Below are 20,989 nucleotides of genomic sequence, written 5' to 3' on the forward strand. Positions count from 1 at the left end.
TGTGAATCCTTCAGGTGTCGGGAACACGAACCCGGTGCAGGGTTCATCGGGAAAGGTAACCTCCGACCCTTAAGAGACTGCGCCCCTCGGGTGAACGGGAGGTGAACCGGGGTGGCCGTTCCGACGCGTTCTCCTGGGGGTTGTACTGTTCACCCCCGTGACGACCCCCGCCTCCGCCCCTCAGGCTCCCCTCGATCGACGGGATGCCGCCGCACCTGCGCGCACCCTCATCGACATCCTCGCCGACGTCGCCGCACGGCATCCTGAGGCCTCCGCCATCGACGACGGGTCGGGCGCGCTCAGCTACCGCGAGCTTTCGGCACGAGTGTGGAAGACAGCCGCGGCCCTCCACGAGGCGGGCGTCCGCCGTGGCGACCGGGTCGGGGTGCGCATGCCCTCGGGCTCGAAAGAGCTGTACGTCTCGATCCTGGCGGTGATGGCGGCGGGGGCGGCCTACGTCCCGGTGGATGCCGATGACCCCGACGACCGCGCGCGCCTGGTGTTCGGCGAGGCCGGTGTGCGCGGCATCGTCGCGGGCGACGGCGAGTTCGTCGCGCGGGATCAGGATGCCGCCCTCGTGCGCCTGTACGACGGTGCCGCCCCGCATCCGAGCACGAACGCCGTGCCGATCGTCGCTCCGCCGACCGTCGACGACGACGCGTGGGTCATCTTCACCTCCGGATCCACCGGCGTGCCGAAGGGTGTCGCCGTCTCGCATCGCTCGGCCGCCGCATTCGTCGAGGCGGAAGCCCGCATCTTCCTGCAGCAGGAACCGCTCGGCCCCGGCGACCGGGTTCTCGCGGGGCTGTCGGTGGCTTTCGACGCGTCGTGCGAGGAAATGTGGCTCGCGTGGGGGCACGGCGCGTGTCTCGTGCCGGCGCCGCGCTCGCTCGTGCGCTCGGGCGAGGACCTCGCGCCGTGGCTGCTGCGGCAGGGCATCACGGTGGTCTCGACCGTGCCGACGCTGGCGGCGATGTGGCCCGCCGACTCGATCGAGAACGTGCGCCTGCTCATCTTCGGCGGTGAGGCGTGTCCGCCCGAGCTCGCCGCCCGGCTCGTCGCCGAGGGTCGCGAGGTCTGGAACACCTACGGCCCCACCGAGGCCACCGTGGTCGCGTGCGCCGCCCCGCTCGACGGCTCCCTGCCCGTGCGCATCGGCCTGCCCCTCGACGGGTGGGCTTTGGCGGTGGTGGATGCCGAGGGCCTTCCCGTGGCGGAGGGGCAGGTCGGGGAGTTGATCATCGGCGGTGTCGGTCTGGCCCGCTACCTGGACCCGGCGAAGGATGCCGAGAAGTACGCGCCGATGCCCACCCTCGGGTGGGAGCGCGCGTACCGCTCCGGCGATCTCGTGCGCTTCGAGCCGGAGGGGCTGGTGTTCCAGGGCCGCGCCGACGATCAGGTCAAGGTCGGCGGTCGTCGCATCGAGCTCGGCGAGGTGGAGTCGGCGCTGCAGGATCTCGCCGGAGTCAGCGCCGCGACGGTGGCTGTACGCACGACGGAGGCCGGCGTCCCGGTGCTCGTGGGCTACCTCGTCATGGACGAGGGTGTCGAGCTCGACCGGGGCGCGGCTCGTGCGGCTCTCGCGGAGCGTCTGCCCGCCGCGACCATCCCGCTGCTCGGTGTCGTCGACTCCCTGCCGGTGCGCACCTCGGGCAAGGTCGACCGTGCCGCCCTCCCGTGGCCGCTTCCCGGTGTCGACGCTCCCGCCGCCACCGACTTCTCGACCGATGAGATCTGGTTGGCCGAGCAGTGGCAGGCCGTGCTCGGCCTCCCGGTCACCGAGCGCAAGGCCGACTTCTTCGACCTCGGCGGCGGTTCGCTGGCCGCCGCTCAACTCGTCTCGCGCATCCGCGCGCGCGTGCCGGAGTTCTCCGTCGCCGACATCTACGACGTTCCCCGCCTGGGTGCGATGGCCAAGGCCCTCGGCCCGCAGCTGGCCGACGAGACGCCTCTCGAGTTCCATCGCGCCGCGCCGACGCCCCGCACGACCCAGTGGGCGCAGACCCTTCTCGGCGCCCCGCTGTTCATCCTGTCGGGCGTGCGGTGGCTGCTGTACCTGCTGACGGCCTCGGCGATCCTGCAGCTCGTGCCGGGCTTCGACGTGCTGCCGAGCGTTCCGTGGCCGGTGCTCGCGGTGGGCCTGCTCGTCTTCGCCACACCGTTCGGCCGCATGGCGATCGCCGTGGCATCCGCTCGTCTGCTGCTCGCGGGGGTGCGGCCGGGTGACTATCCGCGCGGGGGTTGGGTGCACATCCGGCTGTGGCTGGCCGAGCAGATCGCCGATCAGGTGGATGCCGTGGGCCTCGCCGGAGCACCGTGGGTGTCGTACTACGCTCGTGCGCTCGGCGCCCGCATCGGTCGCAACGTGGATCTGCATGCGCTCCCGCCGGTCACCGGCATGCTCGAGGTCGGGGATGGCGCGTCGATCGAGCCGGAGGTCGACCTGACCGGGTATTGGATCGACGGCGACCTCGTGCGCATCGGCGAGGTGCGCATCGGAGCGGATGCCACGGTGGGCGCCCGCTCCACCCTCGCTCCGGGCACGCGCATCGGCCGGCGGGCGGAGATCGCCCCCGGTTCAGCGGTGTTCGGCCGTGTGAAGGCCGACCAATCGTGGGCGGGCTCGCCCGCGGTCCGTGTCGGAGGCACGGCCAAGGGGTGGCCCACCGAGCGGCCGCCGGCGCCGACGCGCTGGCTGTGGGCGTACGCCGCGTCCGCGGTGGTGCTCGCGCTGCTGCCGCTCGCCGCGTTCACGGTTGGCGGCCTGGTGATCGCACAGGGCATGCGCGGCGCCGACGGCCTCGGGCAGGCGAGCCTGGCGGCCTTCGCGTGGCTCGTTCCCGCCGTCGCCGTCACGGGGCTCGTGTTCGCGGCATCCGTCGTGCTGCTCGTGCGCCTGCTGTCGCTGGGCCTCGCCGAGGGGACCCACCCCGTGCGCAGTCGCGTCGCCTGGCAGGCCTGGACGATCGAGAGACTGCTGGATGCCGCGCGCACGATCCTCTTCCCGCTCTACTCGTCGCTGTTCACCCCGGTCTGGCTGCGGATGCTCGGCGCGCGCGTCGGCCGCGACGTCGAGGCATCCACGGTGCTGCTGATCCCGTCGATGACGCGGATCGAAGACGGCGCGTTCCTCGCCGACGACACGATGGTCGCGTCCTACGAATTGCGGGCCGGGTGGCTGCGGCTCGGTCCCGTGCGCATCGGCAAGCGTGCCTTCCTCGGCAACTCCGGTATGGCCGCTCCCGGGCACCGTGTTCCGCGCGACGGGCTCGTCGCCGTGCTGTCGGCGGCGCCGCCGAAGGCCAAAGCAGGCTCGTCGTGGCTGGGGTCGCCGGCCGTGCGGCTGCGGCGTCTGTCGGCCGAGGGCGACGAGTCGCGCACGTACAACCCCGGGCCGGCGCTCCGTCTCGCCCGGACGTTGTGGGAACTGTGCCGTTTCGTTCCCGTCGTCGTCACCTGCGGTATCGGCCTGGGCGTGCTGTTCACGCTCGCGGCGCTGTGGGAGGCGACCGGGCCCATCTGGACGCTGCTGCTGTCGGGTGTCGTGCTGCTGGCCGCCGGCGCGGTCGCCGCCGGGGTGTCGACCGCCGCGAAGTGGGGGATCGTCGGTGTGATCCGCGCCGGCGAGCAGCCGCTGTGGTCGAGTTTCGTGTGGCGCACCGAGGTGTCGGACACCTTCACCGAGATGGTCGCCGCGCCCTGGTTCGCCCGCGCCGCGGCCGGCACGCCCGCGCTCGCCGTGTGGCTGCGGACCCTCGGCGCGAAGATCGGGCGGGGCGTCTGGTGCGACAGTTACTGGCTGCCCGAGCCCGACCTCGTGACGTTGGGCGACGCGTCAACGGTCAATCGCGGATGTGTCGTTCAGACGCATCTGTTCCATGATCGAATCATGAGCATGGATACCGTCGAGCTGCAGCCCGGGTCGACCCTCGGCCCCCACAGCGTGGTGCTGCCGGCATCCACTCTGGGAGCGCACGCCACGGTGGGACCCGCGTCGCTGGTGATGCGTGGCGAGACCGTGCCGATCGGCTCCCGGTGGAGCGGCAACCCCATCGGCCCCTGGCGTGCGGTGAAGGTGCGCGCGTACCAGTCGACGACGTGAGCGCGACCAATCCCTATGCGCCGCAGAGCGGCGACTCCTCGTACGGCGTTCAGTCGTACGACCTCGTGCTCGGTTATCGCGTGCGCACCAACCGCCTCGAGGGGACCGCGACGATCGTGGCGGTGGCGCGCGAACCGCTGACGTCGTTCGCTCTCGACCTCGTGGGGCTGCGTACTTCGCGTGTGCGCGTCGATGGCGCATCGGCGCGTTTCTCGGCGGGTCCGCGCGTGCTGCGCGTGACGCCGCCGCGGCAGCTGGCCCCGGGCACCGTCTTCGAGGTCGAGGTGGTCTACGCGGGCGCTCCGGCACCGCGGCGCTCGCGGTGGGGTGCGGTGGGATGGGAGGAGCTGACCGACGGCGCCCTCGTGGCCGGGCAGCCGATCGGCGCGCCCACCTGGTTCCCCTGCAATGACCGGCCCGACGATCGCGCCCGCATGCGCATGCAGATCACGGTCGACGAGGGGTACACGGTCGCGGCGACCGGCGTTGCGGGCGCCACGACGCGGCGAGCCGGTCGTGTCACCACCACCTTCACGTCGGATGTGCCCACGGCGACCTATCTCGCGGCCGTGCACGTGGGTCGTTATCGCACGCGCACTCTGACCGCCGGCGGCGATGGTGTGCCGGCGGTCGTCGTCACCGCGCCTCCGGCGCTCGGTGCCGCTGTCGATCGCGCGTTCGCGGCGGTGCCCGACATGCTCCGCGTGTTCGCTGAGCTGTTCGGAACGTACCCGCAGGACACGTGCACGCTCGTCGTCACCGCCGACGAGCTCGAGATCCCGCTGGAGGCGCAGGGTCTCGCCGTCTTCGGCATGAATCATCTCGTGCCGGCCGCGCAGCGTCTGGTGGCGCACGAACTCGCGCACCAATGGTTCGGCAACAGCGTGGGTATCGCGCGCTGGCGTGACATCTGGCTCAACGAGGGCTTCGCCTGCTATGCCGAATGGCTGTGGTCCGACGCCTCGGGCGGCGTGCCCATGGAGACCTGCGTCGCCGACCACTACGCGCGTCTCGCCGCGAAGCCTCAAGACCTGCTGCTCGCCGACCCCGGGCCCGACGACATGTTCGACGACCGCGTGTACAAGCGCGGCGCGCTCGCCGTGCACGCGTTGCGCCGCACTCTCGGCGACTCGGCGTTCTTCGATCTCGTTCGTGCCTGGACGTCACAGAACCGGCACGGCCTCGTCACGACCGACGACTTCCGCGCCGCGGTCGAGCGCGCCGGGGGTCCGGATGCCGCGGCGGTGCTGTCACGCTGGATCGACGTCGAGGCTCTGCCGGCGCGGCCCTGACACGAGGAGTTCCGGAGGTTCGGGTCGGCTAGGGACCTCGATCGGCAGCAGAGCTTCCGTGCGAGGTCCGCAGGCGGCGTCTCAGCGCGGGGGTCCCCGTTCCGTCGTGTCTGAGTGGTGCCCGGCTCCGGGCGGCGGGTGGCAGCCGGACGCTCTCGCGGCGGGCGGCGGGCGGCGGGCGGCGGGCGGTCCTGGGTCGCCGCGTCCGATAGTGCCGGTGGGTACGCGGCCCACCCGCGGATACCTTTGGCGTGACCGCACCCCTCGCCGGCGCCGCACGCGGTCGCGAGGTGAGTTCGATCAGGCGCCGAGAAGGAGTCGCGACCAGGCTACTTCGCGATCGAGTTGCCCGGTCTGCTGGAAGAGACGTACCTGGTGCGTGTCAGCCAGTGCTCGCGCAAGCTCGTCACGATCAGCGGGCTCGAACCCGAGGCTCTGCCAGAACGGTCCCGAACGGCGGCTGAAAAGCCATGCCCTGGTGACTCCCGCCTCCTTCGCACGCTCGAGTGCGAAGCGTGCGAGAGCCGTGCCTCGACCATGTGAACGCTGCGCCCGGACGACCGCCACGCTCCGAATCAACGCGTGCCGACCATCAGTGCTGATCTCGTACCCGGTGCTTCCCGCGATCGCGCCGCTCTCGTCGCGCTCGATCCACAGTCGAACGCTCGGCGCACCCAGACCGCTCACGGTGAGATCGACGTCATTCAAAAACGCCGTCAGCGCCTCGACGTCGGTCGCTCCGCACCGTTCAAGAATCATCCCGTCGAGTCAATCACCCCCCCCGGTTGTCTGGGCGGGGTGACGACGCGGGTGTGACTTCTGGCGTTTCGAGTGCGTCGCGGTCCGCGCGCGTGGTCGAGATCACGGTGGCGTGTGCGCGCGAGTGCGTCGGATGGCCGGTGGCGTGTGCGCGCGAGTGCGTCGGACTGCCGGTCGCGTGTGCGCTTCGTCCCGTCCAGCGTCGGCGTCGGCGTCGGCGCCGGTGCGCACGCGCGCCCTGTCGCGATCGGAGCCGTGAATCGCCGCGCGGGTCATCCTCGAAGCCGTGTTCCCTCGTCGGGGACGTGCTTCGTTGGTGGGGCCGCCGCTTTGCGATGTCAGAAGGGCGGTGGGCCTTGTTCGGGGTCGGGTGGGGGTGGGTCGTCGGGGAGGAAGCGGGTGGCGGGGGAGTAGGGGAGGGGTTCGTCGGTGTAGGTGCGGCCGGTGGGGCTGGTCCACTTGAGGACTTCGTCGGGGAGTTGCTTCACCTGCCAGCGGGTGAGGTGTTTCTGGGTGTGGTGGCGTTGGCAGAGGTGCGCGAGGTTGGTGATGGTGGTGGGGCCGCCGTGGGCGTGGTCGTGGGTGTGGTCGACCTCGCAGCGGGTGGCGGGGGTGGTGCAGCCGGGGAAACGGCAGGTGCGGTCGCGGGCGCGGAGGTGACGGTCGATGGCGGTGGTGCGGTGGTAGGTGTCGGTGTGCAGGACGGCGCCGGTGATGGGGTGGGTGATGACGCGGTCCCAGGGCAGGGTGGTGGCTTCGGCGAGGGTGCGAGCGGTTGCGGCGTCGAGGGGTCCGTGGCCGACGAGCTCGGCGGGGTCGGTGTTCTCGGCGCCGGGCTTCAGCATGGTCAACGCCGGGACGATGACTTGGATGCGGGCGCGGATGGTGCCGAGGGTGCCGGGCCCGTCGTCGGTGCGGGTGGGGTCGGCGGTGGGGGCGGCGGTGAGGAGCAGGTCGGCGAGGATGTCGGCGCGGAGTTGCGCGGTGGTGCGCTCGTCGGTGACCGACGCTGTACCGGCTTCTCTGTCACTTCGCTCCGTCGCGACCGTGCTGCGGGGCGCGGCGCTGCGGGACGCTTCCGTGTCGTGGTGAGCGTGGTTCGCGTCTGAATCTGACGCAGGATCGGCGGGTGTGTCGGCCAGCGCGGCGGTGATGCCGGTGCGGGTGTCGATGATGGCGCGGCTTTGTTGGGTGAGGCGGTCGTAGATGCCGACGGCCAGCACCGTGGGGAGGGTGGCGATGAGGTCGGACATGCCGTCGTGGCCGGTGACGATGCGGACGCAGCGGGTGTCGCGCCCGCGGTGGTGGCGTTCGGTGATGGTGGTGGGGTGCAGGCGTTCGGCGAGGACGGCGAGGCGTGCGCGCAGGCGACCGGGGCTGAGCCCGTCAGCGGTGGCCACGGCGAGCAGGTCGAACTCGGTGCGCGCCTCGACCGGGAGCGGGGTGCCGATGTCGACGATGGCGTGTACGTGGGCGCGGGTGATCGCCCCGGCTTCCCACGCGGCGAGGGTGTGCGGGTAGTGGTCGACGAGGGTCATCGCCCGCCCGATCTGGGTCTGGACGGTGCGGTCGGAGAGGTTTTCGGCGGCGGCGATTTCGGAGGCGACTTCGCGGAGGGCGAGTTCGGCGGCGCGGGCGGCGGCGCGTTGGTCGGCCATGACGTCGAGGGCGAGGTGCCCGGCGGCGGCGAGGGCGCGGGTGCGGGCGACGTCGGCGGCGGCGAGGGCGGCGCCGGTTGCGAGCACGTCGTCGAGCACCGCGGTCAGGGCCGCGGGCCCGCCTTTCGGGGCTGTCGGGACGATGCGATCAGGCATGTGTGCATGCTAGCGACGACCTCCGACATTGCCCCGGGCTCGCGAGCTGGATCGGGGATGGATGAGCGAACCAGTGCACGGGGGAGGAGGGGCGTCGCCCCCGCCCGGCCGGCCCCGGTGGCTTAGACAGGCTCAGCCACCTGGCGTCAGCCCGGCCCTGCGGCGTCGGTAGCCTCAGCCACCCCACGCGTCAGCCCGGCCCCGGTGGCTTCGACAGGCTCAGCCACCTCGAACCCGTGCGGGGTCCGGCGGCATCGACAGGCTCAGGCACCTGGCGTCAGCCCGGCCCTGCGTCCTCGGTAGCCTCAGCCGCCCCACGCGTCGCCCGACCCTGCGGCTTCGACAGGCTCAGCCACCTCGAATGCCGCGCGGGGTCCGGCGGCTTCGACGGGCTCCGCCACCTCGAACGCCGCGCGGGGTCCGGCGGCTTCGACAGGCTCAGCCGCCTCACGCGTCAGCCCGGCCCGCGGCTTCGACAGGCTCAGCCACCTCGCGCCGCCTCAAGGCGCGATTGTTCAAGCTCACTCCACCATTACGGCCGCCTCGACCGCCACCGCCAACACGACGCCCGCGGGACCGTCGAGGTCCCACCCGCGCCACTCGATGCGACCCGCGCCCGACGGATGTCGGTTCGATTCGGTGACGCGTGCCACCCACCCGTCCCCTGTCGCGCGCACGGTGACTCGGGACGGGTCCACGCGGAGTCCTCGCCCGTCGGCCTTCAGCACCGCCTCTACGCGCGCCCACTCGCGCGCGTCGGCCGCGCTGCGCGCCCGGGCGAGAGCGTCCTCCACGCGCGCCCAATCGAGCGCATCGGCCACGCCGTGCAGCCGGGCGGGAGCGTCCTCGATGCGCGCCCAATCGAGCGCATTGGCCGCGCCGCGCACCCGAATGTGCACGTCCTCCACGCCCGCCCACGCCCGCTCAGCCGAGCGCCCGGGCAGCACACGCTCGAGCCCCCCGGCCTCCGCCGGAACAGCGTCGACCCCGATCCGCGGATGCTCACGCGTCACCGCGACGACCGCCCACCCGGGTACGTACGACACCGACACCGCGGCATCCACCCCTTCCACCCGGACGCGACCGTGATCGCCGCCGCATGCCGCGCACCGCGAGACGAAGGATGCGCCCGGCAGCAGCTCCGCGAGCAGAGCGCGCGACGCCCCGCGTCGCGGGGCACCCGGCGGCACCGCGCGCCAGGCGATCCGGATGCCGGCAGCGGGGCTCACACCCGCGGTTCGTGCGTCTCGATCGCGACGATGCCCGCGCCGGGATGCTCGACCGGCACGTGTACGACCGAAAACGCCCCGGTCTCGAGCGTCGACGCACTGCCGAGGTACGAGCCGCTCATCGTGCCTGTCGCCAGCGCGAGCTCGTGCATGATGTCGGGCAGCACGGGGCCGTGACTGGTGAGGACGACCGGCTTGCGCGCCCGCACCCGGTGTCCCACGACGAGGCGTGCGTCGGCGCGGCCCTGTTCCCACGCGTCCTGGCTGATGTCGGCGCACAGCTGCACGCGCTGGCCGATGGCCTGGGCGATCGGGGTGGCCGTGCGCACGCAGCGCTCGGCGGGGCTCGAGACGATGCGGCGCACGCCGAAGGCGAGGAGCGGTCCGACGATCGCCTCGGCCTGGGTGCGACCGCGGGACGTCAGCGGGCGGTCGGTGTCGGCGCCGTCCCACTCATCGCGCGAACGCGCCTTGCCGTGGCGCAGCACGACGATCGGGAACGTCGGCAGCGCCTGCTCGTCGACGAGGCGGGCGAACTCGTCGAGGATCTCGATGTCGACGGGGTAGCTCAGGTGCTTCCGCGCCTTCTTCATGCTCATCCACTCGATCGCGGCGACCTCCTTGTTCGGCACGAACGATGAGGTGCGCACGGCCGCATCGGTGGCTTCCGCCGCCCAATAGTGCACGATCTTCGTGCGCGAGTTCGGCATCCGGTATCGCGAAACGCCCACGGGGACGCCGAGGGCGACACGGATGCCGGTCTCTTCCCGGATCTCGCGCACGGCGGTCTCGGCGAGGGTCTCACCGGGGTCGACTTTTCCCTTGGGCAGGGTGAGGTCGCGGTACTTCGTGCGGTGGATGAGCAGGATGCGGAGTTTTCCCTCGACCCGGCGCCACACGACGCCGCCCGCGGCGTAGACCGCGGTCTCGGTCATCGGGCCGCCCGGGCGCGACGCTTGCGCTGCACGCGCGACATGGTGTGCTCCTGCAGGTCGATCAACGGGGCGCCGTCGGCGTCGACGCTGTGGCGCGTCCACTCGCCGTCCGCGCCCAGGTGCCACGAGCTCGTGCCGTCGTCCATCGCCAGATCGAACAGTGCCGTCAGCTCGCGCAATTGGTTCTCGTCGACGACGCGCACGAGGGCCTCGACGCGACGATCGAGGTTACGGTGCATCATGTCGGCGCTGCCGATGAAGATCTGCGGGTCGCCGTCGTTCGCGAACGAGAAGATGCGCGAGTGCTCGAGATAGCGGCCAAGGATCGAGCGCACGGTGATGTTCTCGCTCATCCCGGGCACGCCCGGCTTGATCGAGCAGATGCCGCGCACCCACACCTCCACCGGGACGCCGGCCTGGCTGGCGCGGTAGAGGGCGTCGATGATCTGCTCGTCGACCATCGAGTTGACCTTGATGCGGACGCCGGAAGGCTTGCCCTCGAGCGCGTTGCGGCGCTCCTTGTCGATGTGCCGCAGCAACCCCTTGCGCAGGTGCAGCGGGGCCACGAGCAGACGCTTGAACTTCTTCTCGATCGCGTAGCCGCTCAGCTCGTTGAAGAGGCGCGTGAGATCGCGACCGACCTGGTCGTCGACGGTGAACAGGCCGAAGTCTTCGTAGATGCGGCTCGTCTTGGGGTTGTAGTTCCCCGTGCCGACGTGGCTGTAGTGGCGCAGACGCCCCTCTTCTTCGCGGATGACGAGGGCGAGCTTGCAGTGCGTCTTGAGCCCCACGAGCCCGTAGACCACGTGCACGCCGGCCTTCTCGAGCTTGCGGGCCCACACGATGTTGTTGGCCTCGTCGAAGCGGGCCTTCACCTCGACCAGCGCCAACACCTGCTTGCCCGCCTCCGCGGCGTCGATGAGCGCCTGCACGATGGGGCTGTCACCCGAGGTGCGGTAGAGGGTCTGCTTGATGGCGAGCACGTGCGGGTCACGAGCGGCCTGCTCGAGGAACGCCTGCACGCTGGTCGCGAACGACTCGTACGGGTGGTGCACCAGCACGTCGGCCTTGCGGATCGCCCGGAACAGGTCGGCGCGGCCGTTCTGCTCGGGCGGTTGGAACGCCAGAGCGGTCTTGGGAACGTGCGGGGGATAGTGCAGGTCGGGGCGGTCGATGCGTGAGAGGTCGAAGAGTCCGCGCAGGTCGAGTGCGCCGGGCAGGCGGTAGACCTCCTGCTCGGTGATGTCGAGCTCGCTCAAGAGCAGGGAGCGCGTCACGTCATCCATGTCCTCCGTGATCTCGAGGCGGATGGGCGGACCGAACCGCCGGCGCAGCAGCTCGGCCTCGAGCGCCTGGATGAGGTTCTCGGTCTCGTCCTCTTCGATCGTCATGTCTTCGTTGCGGGTGAGACGGAAGGCGTGGTGGTCGAGCACCTCCATCCCGGGGAACAGGTCTTCGAGGTGGTTGGAGATGAGCTCCTCGAGGGGGAGGTAGCGAACGCCGGGGCCGTCGCCCGGCACCTCGACGAAGCGCGGCAGCATCGGCGGCACCTTGAGGCGCGCGAATTCCTGCCGGCCGGTGCGGGCGTTGCGGATGCGCACGGCGAGGTTGAGCGAGAGCCCCGAGATGTAGGGGAAGGGGTGCGCCGGATCGACGGCGAGCGGCATGAGCACCGGGAAGACGTTGCGCTGGAAGTACTCCGTCAGACGCGCGGCGGTGTCGTCGTCGAGGGAGTCCCAGGTCACGACCTCGATGCCTGCGTCGGCGAGGGCGGGGCGCACCTTCTCGGTCCACGCGGCCGCGTGGCGCAGCTGGAGGCGGTGGGCTTCGGCCGAGATGTCGGCGAGCACGTCGAGCGGTGCCCGGCCGACGTTGGTGGGAACGGCGAGGCCCGTGACGATGCGGCGCTTGAGGCCGGCGACGCGCACCATGAAGAACTCGTCGAGATTGCTGGCGAAGATCGCGAGGAAGTTCGCGCGTTCCAGCACGGGAACCGTCGGATCCTCGGCGAGTTCGAGGACGCGTTGATTAAACGCCAGCCAGCTCAGCTCGCGATCGAGATAGCGGTGATCGGGCAGCTGGTCGTCCACGGCCTCGACGGCCTCGTCGAAGTCGTCGTCGTCGGCGTCGCCGAGGCCGGCATCCAGCGCGTCGTGTTCCATCATCCCCACATCATTGCAGGGGTCGGTGACACGGGAGTGAACGGCGGTATGCGCGGCGCCGACCGGTGACGGATGCCACGGCGTCCGCCGGACATCCGCTGCGGGCGGCGGCGCGGTCAGACGGGGGCCGACACGGCGACGGGCGCGTCGTCTTCGTACACGTTGAAGCGGTAGCCGACGTTTCGCACCGTGCCGATGAGCTGCTCGAGGTCGCCGAGCTTGGCGCGCAGACGTCGCACGTGCACGTCGACCGTGCGGGTGCCGCCGAAGTAGTCGTAGCCCCACACCTCGCTGAGCAGCTGCTCGCGCGTGAAGACGCGCGAAGGGTGCGTGGCGAAGAAGTGCAGGAGCTGGAACTCCTTGTAGGTGAGGTCGAGCGGCTTGCCGTGCACCTTCGCCGAGTACGACGACTCGTCGATGGTGATCCCCGAGGTCTGGATGCGGGTCGAGACCTGGTCGGCGGTCCGGCGCCCCATGGCCAGACGGATGCGGGCGTCGATCTCGGCGGGACCGGCGGCCACGAGCACGACGTCGTCGATGCCCCAGTCGGTGGAGACGGCGGTGAGGCCGCCCTCGGTGACGACCAGGATGAGCGGCGCCTCGATGCCGGTGGTCGTCATGATCTTGCACAGCGACTTCGCGCCGACCAGGTCGAAGCGGGCGTCGACGAAGATGACGTCGGCGCTGGGGGCGTTGACGAGTTGCGCCGCCTCGGCCGGAATCTGCCGCACGCGGTGGCTCAGCAATTCGAGCGCGGGCAGGGCAGCGCCACCGCCCGGGGCGGAGCTGAGTACCAGAAGCTGTGCCAAGAGGACCTCCCGTGCGGCGTGCCGCGCACCCGATCATCTTAGGGTGACGACGCGGAGCCGCTCATCACCGGCGTCGCGCGTGCGCCGAACCGGCCTCCTAAGCGATGATGGGGGCATGTCGACTCCCGACCTCGCCCCGCGCCGCACCGTCGCCGGTGTCATCGCGGTGTGGGTGCTGGCTGCGGTCGCGGGCGTGGCGATCGGTCTGTTCGTCTCCGAGCAATGGCGTGCGCAGTGGGTCGCGGTCGCCCTCGGCGGCTGCGTGATCGTGGCCTTCGCCGTGCAGCTCTGGTACGGGCGTTCGCAAGCGTTCATCCAGCGGATGGCGTTGAGCTCGCTCGGCGCCATGGTCGTTCTCGGGGTCATCACCCTCGGATTCGGTCTCGCCGCTCTCGTCTCGGGCTAGAGTTGCAGCATGGACCTCCTCGCGCTCGAACTGTTCTTCGTGGGACTTCTCGGCCTCGCCTCGCTGGCGATCGCCTTCGTGTCGGGAACGGTCATCTGGAACCTCTACCGCGGCCAGCGCTGAGCGCGTCGTGATCGAGATCCCGACCGATCTTCCGGCCGACCTCGTCCCTCTGTCGTGGCTGGTCGGTGTCTGGGAGGGCACCGGCGTCATCGATTACGAGGCCGATGGTCGCTCGTACTCGGGTGAGTTCGCGCACCGCGTGAGCTTCAGTCACGACGGCGGGGCTTTCCTCAACTACTCGGCCGACGCCTGGCTGCTCGACGGTGACGAGCGTCGTCCCCTCGTCTCCGAGATCGGCTACTGGCGCCTGGCGCGTCCCGCGGCCGACGCCGACGCCGGTCCGGGCCTGCTTCCGGCCACGGCCGCGGCGGTCGCCCGCACGGCAGACGACGTCGAGGCACTGCGCAACGCCGACGGCGGGTTCGACATCGAGGTCAGCCTGGCGCACGCCGATGGCATCCTGGAACTCTACGTCGGTCAGGTGAAGGGGCCCCGGATCGACCTGGCGACGGATGCCGTGGTGCGCACCGCCGGCGCGAAGTCCTACACCGCGGCGACCCGCCTGTACGGCCTGGTCGACAATCACCTCCTGTGGGCGTGGGACATCGCCGCCCTCGGCCGCGAACTAGGCTCGCACGCCTCCGCCCGTCTCGCTCGGGCGGAGTGATCATGGCCTCCCTCACCGACGTGCCCGGTGCCGTCGTCGACGACCGTGGTCTGCGCCATGTCGGGGTCCCCCGTCGCCGAGCAACGCCGACTGGCATCCGGCTCGGCACTGGCGCCGCTCGGCGACCGTCGGGTCGTCTCCGTCGGCGGCGAGGACCGCCGCAGCTGGCTCGACTCGCTGTCGTCGCAGGCGCTAACCCACCTCGCGCCGGGAGTGTCCACCGAATTGCTCATCCTCGATCCCCAGGGGCGCGTCGAGCACGCGGCCGCCGTGGTCGACGACGGCGAGACGACGTGGCTCCTTGTCGATTCCTCCGACGCCGAGGCACTGGCATCCTGGCTCACCCGCATGCGCTTCCGTCTGCGCGTCGAGGTGCGCGACCGTTCGGACGACCTCTTCGTCGTCGGCGGGACCCGGGCGGCCGTGGCAGAGCTGACGACCGCGGCACCCGTGTGGGTCGACCCCTGGCCCGACGTGGCGCCCGGAGGGTGGGCCTACGCGCGCGTCGAACCGCATCCGGGCGCCGAGCGCGACTGGGCCGAGGCGATCGTGGATGCCGCCGAGTTCGATCGCGTGATCGGCTCGGCCGTGCGCGGTGAGCTGTCGTTGGCGGGCCTGGACGCCGTCGAGGCTCTCCGCGTCGCCGCGTGGCGTCCCCGCGTCGGAGTGGATGCCGATGAGCGCCTGCTGCCGCACGAGATGGACTGGCTGCGCACCGCGGTGCACCTGTCGAAGGGCTGCTACCGCGGTCAGGAGACGGTGGCGAAGGTCCACAACCTCGGACACCCCCCGCGTCGCGTCGTCGCCCTGCAGCTCGATGGCAGTGACAACGTGCTGCCCGTGCGCGGCGATGCCGTGCGCGCCGGCGACACCGTGATCGGGGCGATCACCTCGGTCGCCGTGCATCACGAGGAAGGGCCGATCGCCCTGGCCCTCGTCAAGCGCACGGCACCCGAGGGTGTGCCGCTCGTCGTCGACACCGCCGACGGTCCCCTCGCCGCCGCGGCGGAGACCGTCGTGCCCGCTGACGCCGGGGCGACCGCGGCGGTCCCGCACCTGCCCCGTCTCGGCCGCCGCCGCGCGGCGGAATGACCGGCGACGAGTCCTCGACGACCGTCGGGGTCGTCGTGCCCCGTTCGCGCCTGCGCGTCACCCTCGCCCGCCGTATCGTGCGCGTGCGCGAGTCGCTTCCCGCCATCTCGCAGATCGTGGTCGCGGCGACCGCGGCCTACGCCTTCGCGCACTTCGTCCTCGGGCATCCCGTGCCCCTGTTGGCGGCCACGGTGACGGTGTCGAGTCTCGGGCTCGTGCGCGACGCCCGTCCGTGGCGCGTCGCCGAGACGGTGGTGGGCATGCTGGTCGGCATCCTGATCGCCGAGGTCGTCCTCGTCACGGCGGGCACCGGCTGGTGGCAGATCGCGGTGGCGATGACGGTCACGATGCTGGTGGCGCGCTTCCTCTCCCCACAGCCGGCGTTCGCCCTCGCGGCGGTGGTGCAGTCGCTCATCGCCCTGGTGATCGTCACGGGGGTGCCGTTCCTGCGGCTCGTCGACGGGGCCGTCGGCGGGGTGGCCGCCCTCATCGTCACGGCGCTGATCCCACGGACGCTGCGGCGCACGGAGTTGCGCGACGCCGACGAACTGTTCGACGCGCTCGACGTCGCCATGGCGACGATCGTGCGAGCGCTGCGCAAAGGTGACCGCGCGCGGGCGGAGCGGGGGCTGGAGCGCGCCCGGTCGCTGCAGACGTACGTCGACGCCTGGAGCGGGTCGCTGGAGTCGGGGCGCGAGGTGGCGCGTATCTCGCCCTTCCTGCGCCGCCAGCGCACCGAGCTGCAGCGTCACGAGCGGGTGCGGGAGGCGCTGGATCTGACCACGCGCAACCTCCGGGTCGTGGCGCGCCGCGCCGCCTACCTCTGCGTCGACGGTGACGCGCGTCCGGTCCCGGCCGACCTGCTGGCCGAACTCGCCCGGGGCGCCTCGCTCGTGCGCGACAGTCTCGACGACATCTCGGTCGAACCGGCGGCGCGCGCCGCCCTGGTGGCGATCACCCGTCGCCTCGATCCGGCCGCGCTGCTGCCGGACGGCGGCGTCGGCGAGCTCAACCTCGTCGCCGCGATGCGGCCGCTGGCCGTCGATCTGCTGACCGCGGCCGGCATGCCCTCGGCTGAGGCGCGGGCGCTGCTCCCGCGCATCTGACCCGAGGCGCGGCGGCGCGGCTGCACGACTCCTGCACAGCGGCGGCGCGGGGGTGCCCGAGCCGTTCGATCCGTCCGGAGAACCGGAGCGGTGCAGTGCTCATCGCGGTGCGACGGCCTCCCACGCGACCCCCACCTCGCCGAGACGCCAGCGCTCCCGACGCACGAGGGGCCAGCCGGCATCCGTCATCGCGTCCATCGCGGTGCGCCACCGATGCGTGGGGCCGAAGGGCGCCACGGCGGCCGCACGCGTCCACTCCCGTTCGAGGGATGCCAGGAACGCGTGCACGCGCTCGCCCTCGACGTTGCGGTGGATCAGCGCCTTGGGCAGCCGCTCTGCGGAGACCGCGGGGGAGTCGAGCGCGGCGAGACGCAGCGAGATGGTGAGGGTCCGCGGCACCGCATCCGCGCCCACCTCCACCCAGGTGGCGACCCGGCCCATCTCGTCGCACGTGCCCTCGACCAGGATGCCGTCGGGCTGGAGGCGGGCGCACATGCGGGCCCACGCGTCGGCGACGTCGGCCTCGTCGTACTGGCGCAGCACGTTCATCGCGCGGATCACCGCCGGCCGTCGGCCGTGGGCGACCGGCACCTCGAATCCGCCGCGGGCGAAGGACACCCCGGCGACGCCGGCGGCCTGTTCCCGCGCACGGACGACCCGGTCGGCGTCGATCTCGAGCCCGAGCACCGTGGCATCCGGTCGCTGCACGCTCAGGCGGGCATGGAGCTCGAGCGGGGTGACGGCGCTCGCACCGAAACCGAGGTCGACCACGAGCGGGTCGTCGGTGCGACGCAGCACCGGGTGTCGTGCGATCCAGCGGTCGACCCGGCGGAGGCGATTGACCCCGGTCGTGCCCCGCGTGGGACGGCCGACGGGGGAGGAGGTCACTGACGACATGATGCCATCCACGGCTCCAGGTCGACGCCCGTGCGTCGATAGCATGGAGGCATGCCTCACACGCTGATCCTCCTCCGCCACGGGCAGAGCGAGTGGAACAAGACCAACCAGTTCACCGGCTGGGTCGACGTGCGACTCACCGACCAGGGCAAGGCCGAGGCGAAGCGCGGCGGCGAGCTGCTCGCCGAGTCCGGCGTGCTGCCCGACGTGCTGCACACCTCGGTGCTCAGCCGCGCGATCCAGACCGCGAACATCGCGCTCGACGCCGCCGACCGTCTGTGGATCCCCGTCAAGCGCTCGTGGCGCCTCAACGAGCGTCATTACGGGGCCCTGCAGGGCAAGGACAAGGCGCAGACCCTCGAAGAGTTCGGCAACGACCAGTTCATGCTGTGGCGTCGCTCCTTCGACGTGCCGCCGCCGCCGCTGCCCGCCGATGACGAGTACAGCCAGGTCGGCGACCCCCGCTACGCCGGGATCGACGGCGACGTGCCCGACACCGAGTCGCTCGCGATCGTCATCGACCGCATGCTGCCCTACTGGCACAGCGACATCGTCCCCGACCTGCAGGCCGGCAAGACCGTCCTCGTCACGGCGCACGGCAACTCGCTGCGGGGCCTGGTGAAGCACCTCGAGGGCATCAGCGACGCCGACATCGCCGAGCTGAACATCCCCACCGGCATCCCGCTCGTCTACCGCCTCAACGACGACCTCACCCCGGTGGGCCCGGGCGAGTACCTCGACCCGGAGGCCGCCGCGGCGGGTGCCGCCGCCGTCGCGGCGCAGGGCAACAAGCACTGACGCTGCAACGAGAAGAAGGGGGTGGATGCCGATCGGCATCCACCCCCTTCTGTGTCGTCGTGCTCAGATGACGGGGCTCGGCTCGTGCTCGGCCTCGTCGTCGGCGCCGGCCCAGTCGCCGGTCGCCAGATAAATGACCTTCTTCGCCACCGACACCGCGTGGTCGGCGAAGCGCTCGTGATAGCGGCTCGCGAGGGTGGCGTCGACCGTAGCCGTCGCCTCGCCCTTCCAGGAGTCGCCGAGCACCTTTTCGAAGACGCTGACGTGCAGCTCGTCGATGTCGTCGTCGGCGTCACGGATCGCCTCGGCGATGCGGAGGTCTTGCGTGCGCAGCAGTTCGGCGAGCTTGCGAGCCACCTCGACGTCGAGCTCGCCCATGCGCGTGAAGGTGGACTTGAGGCCCTTCGGGATCGCGCGCTCGGGGAAGCGCGAACGGGCGAGCTGGGCGATGTGCTCGGCCATGTCGCCCATGCGCTCGAGCGACGCGCTCACGCGCAGGGCGGTGACGACGATGCGCAGGTCGCGGGCGACGGGCTGCTGACGCGCGAGGATCTCGATGGCCAGCTCGTCGAGCTCGACGGCCTTCTCGTCGATGATCGCGTCGGCCTCGATGACTTCCTCGGCGAGGGCGACATCGCTCGTGCCGAACGCGCGCGTTGCCCGGTCGATGGCGATGGTCACGAGGTCGGCGATCTCGACCAGGCGGTTCTGAACGTCCTCGAGGGACTGGTGGAATACTTCGCGCATGGCGGGTACCTTCCTCGTCGGCGGCACGGCACATGGGTGTCCCGCAACCCTCGTGGATTCTTTCCAGCGAAGGTTAACGAGCGGTGCTGTGACAGTGAATAGTAGCCTCCGTGTGAGTCCGAGCGAGGGTGAACGGCGGGTGAAGAGGAAAGCCCGCCCCTACGCTGGAGGCATGGAACAACCGCAGCTCGCGCTGCTCTCGCTCCTTGCAGGCGTGCTGATCGGAGCCACCGTGGTCGGCCTCGTCGTCGGCGCTCTGCGAGCCCGGCACCGTTCTCTGGCGCAGACCTCCGTCGATGTGCCGGAGGGCGTGGACGCCATGCTCGAGGCGATGGACGACCCCGCGTTCGTGTGCGACATGTCGTCGACGGTGCTGGCGCTCTCTCCCGCGGCCGAGGTGTTCGGCGTGCAGGCCGGCGAGGTCGTCGCGAGCGACGAACTCAAGCGCGTCGCTCGCGTCGCCCGCGACACGGGCGCGGGAGTGACGGAGAACCTGCGGCTGCGTCGCGGGACCGGCCCGGCCGAGGCGCGCCTGGTCGCCGTGCGCGCCACGCCCATCTCCGGACGCCTCACCCTCGTCGTGCTGCGCGACATCACCGAGCGCGAGCGCGTGGAGGAGATGCGCCGCGACTTCGTGGCCAACACCAGCCACGAGCTGAAGACGCCGGTCGGCGCCGTGAGCCTTCTCGCCGAAGCCATCGAATCGGCGGCTGACGACCCCGCGCAGGTCCGCCATTTCGCCGCGCGCATGCAGGCCGAGGTGGCGCGGCTGAGCGCCCTGGTCAATCGCATCCTGAGCCTGTCGCGCCTGCAGGCGTCCGAGGAGCTGCGCGACGTGCGCGATGTCTCGATCGACGAGGTCGTCACGGCCGCCGTCGAGGCGCACACCGTGCAGGCCGACTCGGCGCAGGTCGTCGTCGTGCGCGGCGGCACGAAGGGGCTCTGGGTGCGAGGCGAACCGCAGATCCTCACCGAGGCCATCGGAAACCTCGTCGCCAACGCCATCGCCTATTCGCCGCAGGGGTCGAAGGTGGGTGTCGGGATCAAGCTCGACGGCGACGTCGTCGAGATCGCCGTCACCGATCGCGGCCTCGGCATTCCCGAGAGCGACCAGCACCGGGTGTTCGAGCGGTTCTACCGGGCGGACCAGGCCCGCTCGCGTCGCACCGGTGGCACCGGGCTCGGCTTGTCGATCGTCAAGCACGCCGTCCAGCGCCACGGCGGCGAGGTACGACTCTGGTCGCGACCCGGCCGCGGTTCGACCTTCACCATCCGCCTCCCGCTGACAGAGACCCCCGATCTCGAGATCGTCCGTCCGAAACAGCGTCGAAAGAGCCGGAAGGCCTCCGCCTCGACGCCCGTACCCGTGAAAGAAGACACCGCATGACCCGCGTTCTGATCGTCGAGGACGAGCCCGACCTGGCCGACCCGCTGGCCTACCTGCTGCGCCGGGAGGGCTACGAGGTGGAGATCGCCGAAGACGGCGCCGTCGCCCTCACGGCGTTCCGCGACCGCGGCGCCGACATCCTCCTGCTGGACCTCATGCTTCCGGGCATGCCGGGAACGGAGGTGTGTCGACAGCTGCGGCTGACGTCGCAGGTGCCGATCATCATGCTGACGGCCAAGGACTCCGAGGTCGACATCGTGGTCGGTCTCGAACTCGGCGCCGACGACTACGTCACCAAGCCGTACTCGACGCGAGAGCTGCTGGCGCGGATGCGCGCGGTCCTGCGCCGGCGCACCCCCGACGACGGCGACCTCGACGACCGCGTGCTGGCCGGCGGGCGCGTGGTGCTCGACATCGACCGCCACACCGTGGCAGTCGACGGGGGAGAGATCAACATGCCCCTGAAGGAGTTCGAGCTGCTGGAGGTGCTGATGCGCAACGCCGGGCGCGTGCTCACGCGCGGTCAGCTCATCGACCGGGTCTGGGGTACCGATTACTTCGGCGACACCAAGACGCTGGACGTGCACATCAAACGCATCCGCTCGCGCATCGAGCAGAACCCCAGCGAGCCCAGCATGCTCGTGACCGTGCGAGGACTGGGATACCGCTTCGAAGCGTGACCCGGAGACGACGAAGGCGCCGACGACATGCGTCGGCGCCTTCG

The 20,989-nt window shown here is 71.2% G+C and carries 17 protein-coding genes; 9 read left to right on the top strand and 8 right to left on the bottom strand.

Going from position 1 to position 20,989, the window contains the following annotated elements:
• The first annotated feature begins 157 nt into the window (after positions 1-157).
• Positions 158-4,102, top strand: coding sequence for a Pls/PosA family non-ribosomal peptide synthetase (locus tag QE410_RS04845; protein WP_307328627.1), 3,945 nt, complete (start codon positions 158-160; stop codon positions 4,100-4,102).
• Positions 4,099-5,394 carry a M1 family metallopeptidase gene (locus tag QE410_RS04850; RefSeq protein WP_307328631.1) on the top strand — a complete coding sequence of 432 codons (1,296 nt, stop codon included), beginning with the start codon at positions 4,099-4,101 and terminating at the stop codon, positions 5,392-5,394. The genes QE410_RS04845 and QE410_RS04850 overlap by 4 nt, the downstream gene beginning before the upstream one ends.
• A gap of 300 nt (positions 5,395-5,694) precedes the next feature.
• On the opposite strand, the gene QE410_RS04855 is transcribed toward QE410_RS04850, so the two are convergent.
• From QE410_RS04855 to QE410_RS04880, 6 genes are all read right to left on the bottom strand, one after another.
• Positions 5,695-6,153 carry a GNAT family N-acetyltransferase gene (locus tag QE410_RS04855; protein WP_307328634.1) on the bottom strand — a complete coding sequence of 153 codons (459 nt, stop codon included), beginning with the start codon at positions 6,151-6,153 and terminating at the stop codon, positions 5,695-5,697.
• 338 nt (positions 6,154-6,491) lie between these two features.
• Positions 6,492-7,967: an HNH endonuclease signature motif containing protein gene (locus QE410_RS04860; RefSeq protein WP_307328636.1), complete on the bottom strand. Its 1,476-nt coding sequence runs from the start codon at positions 7,965-7,967 to the stop codon at positions 6,492-6,494.
• 521 nt (positions 7,968-8,488) lie between these two features.
• The gene (locus QE410_RS04865; protein WP_307328641.1) at positions 8,489-9,196 is read right to left on the bottom strand and encodes a hypothetical protein; all 708 of its coding nucleotides are present in this window, start codon (positions 9,194-9,196) and stop codon (positions 8,489-8,491) included.
• Complete coding sequence (locus QE410_RS04870; RefSeq protein WP_307328643.1) at positions 9,193-10,131, bottom strand: NUDIX hydrolase; 939 nt, start codon at positions 10,129-10,131, stop codon at positions 9,193-9,195. The genes QE410_RS04865 and QE410_RS04870 overlap by 4 nt, the downstream gene beginning before the upstream one ends.
• Positions 10,128-12,296 carry an RNA degradosome polyphosphate kinase gene (locus QE410_RS04875; RefSeq protein ID WP_307328646.1) on the bottom strand — a complete coding sequence of 723 codons (2,169 nt, stop codon included), beginning with the start codon at positions 12,294-12,296 and terminating at the stop codon, positions 10,128-10,130. The genes QE410_RS04870 and QE410_RS04875 overlap by 4 nt, the downstream gene beginning before the upstream one ends.
• A gap of 113 nt (positions 12,297-12,409) precedes the next feature.
• Entirely contained in the window at positions 12,410-13,102 is a 693-nt protein-coding gene (locus QE410_RS04880; RefSeq protein ID WP_307328649.1) for a response regulator transcription factor, read from the bottom strand.
• 115 nt (positions 13,103-13,217) lie between these two features.
• Between QE410_RS04880 and QE410_RS04885 the strand changes: the two genes are divergently transcribed.
• The 4 genes from QE410_RS04885 to QE410_RS04900 all read left to right on the top strand — a co-directional run bounded on the left by QE410_RS04885 (position 13,218) and on the right by QE410_RS04900 (position 16,436).
• Entirely contained in the window at positions 13,218-13,508 is a 291-nt protein-coding gene (locus QE410_RS04885) for a hypothetical protein (protein WP_307328652.1), read from the top strand.
• 130 nt (positions 13,509-13,638) lie between these two features.
• Positions 13,639-14,238 (top strand): FABP family protein, encoded by a 600-nt coding sequence (locus QE410_RS04890; RefSeq protein ID WP_307328654.1) that lies wholly within the window; start codon positions 13,639-13,641, stop codon positions 14,236-14,238.
• 57 nt (positions 14,239-14,295) lie between these two features.
• Entirely contained in the window at positions 14,296-15,330 is a 1,035-nt protein-coding gene (locus tag QE410_RS04895) for a folate-binding protein YgfZ (protein WP_307328656.1), read from the top strand.
• Positions 15,327-16,436, top strand: a complete 1,110-nt coding sequence (locus QE410_RS04900; protein ID WP_307328659.1) for an FUSC family protein — start codon at positions 15,327-15,329, stop codon at positions 16,434-16,436. The genes QE410_RS04895 and QE410_RS04900 overlap by 4 nt, the downstream gene beginning before the upstream one ends.
• Before the next feature lie 99 nt (positions 16,437-16,535).
• Here the strand turns inward: QE410_RS04900 and QE410_RS04905 are convergent, their stop codons facing one another.
• On the bottom strand, positions 16,536-17,333 hold the full coding sequence (locus QE410_RS04905; RefSeq protein ID WP_307328662.1) for a class I SAM-dependent methyltransferase: 798 nt from the start codon (positions 17,331-17,333) through the stop codon (positions 16,536-16,538).
• Between the two features lie 51 nt (positions 17,334-17,384).
• On the opposite strand from QE410_RS04905, the gene QE410_RS04910 reads away from it, so the two are divergent.
• On the top strand, positions 17,385-18,131 hold the full coding sequence (locus tag QE410_RS04910) for a phosphoglyceromutase (protein WP_307328665.1): 747 nt from the start codon (positions 17,385-17,387) through the stop codon (positions 18,129-18,131).
• 63 nt (positions 18,132-18,194) lie between these two features.
• Here QE410_RS04910 and phoU read toward each other — a convergent pair whose 3' ends face one another.
• Positions 18,195-18,878, bottom strand: a complete 684-nt coding sequence (gene phoU, locus QE410_RS04915) for a phosphate signaling complex protein PhoU (RefSeq protein WP_307328668.1) — start codon at positions 18,876-18,878, stop codon at positions 18,195-18,197.
• A 172-nt stretch (positions 18,879-19,050) separates the two neighbouring features.
• Here phoU and QE410_RS04920 point away from each other — a divergent pair, with 172 nt between their 5' ends.
• Complete coding sequence (locus QE410_RS04920) at positions 19,051-20,265, top strand: cell wall metabolism sensor histidine kinase WalK (RefSeq protein ID WP_307328671.1); 1,215 nt, start codon at positions 19,051-19,053, stop codon at positions 20,263-20,265.
• Complete coding sequence (locus QE410_RS04925) at positions 20,262-20,945, top strand: response regulator transcription factor (RefSeq protein ID WP_307328673.1); 684 nt, start codon at positions 20,262-20,264, stop codon at positions 20,943-20,945. The genes QE410_RS04920 and QE410_RS04925 overlap by 4 nt, the downstream gene beginning before the upstream one ends.
• Positions 20,946-20,989: the final 44 nt, after the last annotated feature.

It is taken from the genome of Microbacterium sp. SORGH_AS_1204, from assembly GCF_030818935.1.
Lineage (GTDB): Bacteria > Actinomycetota > Actinomycetes > Actinomycetales > Microbacteriaceae > Microbacterium.